The organism is Butyrivibrio sp. VCD2006 (assembly GCF_000423925.1).
GTDB lineage: Bacteria > Bacillota > Clostridia > Lachnospirales > Lachnospiraceae > Butyrivibrio.
Map to the genome: position 1 here is coordinate 1 of NZ_AUIX01000073.1, position 1,751 is coordinate 1,751.

A 1,751-nucleotide genomic window follows, 5' to 3' on the forward strand; every position below is an offset into this window, starting at 1 on the left:
ATATACTCTCGGAATCTATAAGCCAGTAACAATGCGGCTTTCAGATTCCTTTTTTATTAAAATCCCCCACTTTTTTATCAAAAAACACTTGACATTTACCTCCAAAAATGCGGCGCTTCGCGCCCTTGTTAAAAAGGAAGTGTCGTTACGGCGCGGCCGTAATTTTTTTGATTGGAGGGCGATTTTATGTTACCTGTTAATTGTGGCAGTCATGCCGACTACCAAACCTTTGTTGTTGAAAATCTCCGCAAATATTACCCTGATCCAGATGCTATATCTCAAAGCACCTGGGATATCATAGACCGCTTTTGGAACCTTGATCTTTCCTACACTGATCAAAACATGATCTCCAAGTATTCTAAATTTGGTCCTGCTCCCAGAACTCCTTCCTGCATGCATCGTTCTTACCTTCTTAGCATTGACTTCAAAGTTGATTCTATTACCGAATGGGTTTCACAATTAAAGATCAATCCTCTTTATGCCATTCTCAGCGGTTTTGAAGTAGGTGATACGCCCGGAATTGGAACTTTCTATGATTTCTTTTCCAGGCTGTGGGATTCGAATGATAATAACCTGTCTTCTCATCTGCATAAACTAAAAGCCACTGTTAAAAAACCTGGTAAAAAAGGTTCTAAAGCCAAACCCATTGATAAAGTTACTGTCGATGAACTATTTAAGCAGCTCGAAGGAACTACGTTCTCTATTAAGGATCAACCTTATGGTTCTCTCTTTGAACTTTTTAAGAAAGAATTTCTGGAAAACTCTGTCCGTAAAGGTCTGATAAATAGTTCTAATCTATCTATTGCCGGCGACGGAACTCCTGTTGTCACATCAGCAAGAGAACGCAAACATCGCATCTGTGAATGTGCCGAAAAAGGTATTACTGACTGCGACTGTGAAAGATACTTTTCTCAGCCTGATTGTGACATCGGATGGGATTCCTCCAGAGACTGCTTCTATCACGGATATGATCTATATATGATTGTTGCGTCAGACTCAGAAAGTGATCTCCCCGTATTCCCGCTCTTAAATCCAGCCTCAATGCATGATTCGCATGGTTTTCTTCATTCCTTCTTCAGGATGAAATCATTTCTTCCGGATTATAACGTCCGTAAACTATTACTGGATTCTGCTCATGATGCCATGCCTTACTATGAATACTGTAAAAAGGAACACATAACTCCTTTTATTGATCTAAACGAAAAGCGTGGCATAAAAGTGCAATACAAGAATGATTTCACCATTGGTAAAGATGGTGTTCCTGTATGCAAGGCTGGAAGAAAAATGAACCATGATGGTGTTGAAAGCTCCAAATACCGCATTAAATTCCGTTGTCCCTTGGCAAGCAGAAAATTTGGATGTTCCTGTAGTGAACCATGCTCGAATTCCAAATATGGTCGTACTGTTCATTTGGCCATGAAAGATAATCCGCGCCTTATAAACATACCGCCAAGAGATAGTGATGAATGGAAAAATGAGTATAATGCAAGAACTTCTGTTGAACGCTCAAACAAGCGTGAGAAAATAGACTTCAAGCTAGAAAGCGGCAGGCACCGCTCAACAAAGATGTGGTACTGCCGCCTCTATCACATCCTCATGTTACAACATTTGGATGCATGGGATCTGCCTTACGAATCCGCCCTGAGAAAGTTGGTTTGTAATGTAGCATGATCTCGTAAATATCATACAGCATTCTCAGGCATAGCAACAGTGTTATGTCTATTATTCATGCCCTGTTTTGCATCTTTTTT

The 1,751-nt window shown here is 40.3% G+C and carries 1 protein-coding gene; it reads left to right on the forward strand.

Annotated features, from left to right (window positions below):
• Window positions 1–186: 186 nt before the first annotated feature.
• Complete coding sequence (locus G586_RS0116930; protein WP_026528656.1) at window positions 187–1,671, forward strand: transposase; 1,485 nt, start codon at window positions 187–189, stop codon at window positions 1,669–1,671.
• Window positions 1,672–1,751: the final 80 nt, after the last annotated feature.

Excerpts from the sequence above, each read along its gene's own strand:
- G586_RS0116930 (WP_026528656.1), top strand. The coding sequence starts at position 187 with ATGTTACCTGTTAATTGTGGCAGTCATGCCGACTACCAAACCTTTGTT.